General features: G+C 72.2%; 1 pseudogene. It reads left to right on the top strand.

What is annotated here, in order from left to right:
- Positions 1-525, top strand: a pseudogene (locus STRAU_RS44960) (acyltransferase domain-containing protein); the annotation flags it as partial.

Genomic DNA, 525 nt, shown 5'->3' with positions numbered 1-525 from the left:
CGGTGGCTGAAGGTGTCCCATGCCTTCCACTCGCCGCTGATGGACCCGGTCCTGGACGAGTTCCGACGGGTGGCGGAGAGCCTCAGGTACGACGACCCGGTGCTGGCTGTCGTGTCGAACCTGACCGGTCAGCCGGCCACCGCCGAGGAGCTGAAGGACCCCGGCTACTGGGTCCGCCACGTGCGCGAGGCCGTCCGATTCCACGAGGGCCTGACCACCTTCACCGCGCAGGGTGTGTCGACGCTCCTGGAACTGGGTCCGGACTCCGTCCTGACAGCCATGGCCCACGACACGATCACCGACCCGGCCGCGCAGGCGGGCCTGGTCGCCGCCCTGCGTGGACCTGCCCACCTACGCCTTCCAGCGGAGCCGCTACTGGCCGCGTGCGGCCGCCGGTGCCGCCGGTGCGGTGGGCGACATGTCGGCCACGGGCCTTGCCTCCGCCGAACACCCGTTGCTGGGGGCGGCCGTGCCGCTCGCGGACGCGGACGGGTACCTGTTCACGGGCCGTCTGTCGGTGGCCAC

This window comes from Streptomyces aurantiacus JA 4570 (genome assembly GCF_000414115.1).
In the GTDB taxonomy this organism is placed as follows: domain Bacteria; phylum Actinomycetota; class Actinomycetes; order Streptomycetales; family Streptomycetaceae; genus Streptomyces; species Streptomyces aurantiacus_A.
Note: the sequence above shows the minus strand (reverse complement) of the source record. Positions and strands in the feature narration are given on the sequence as shown.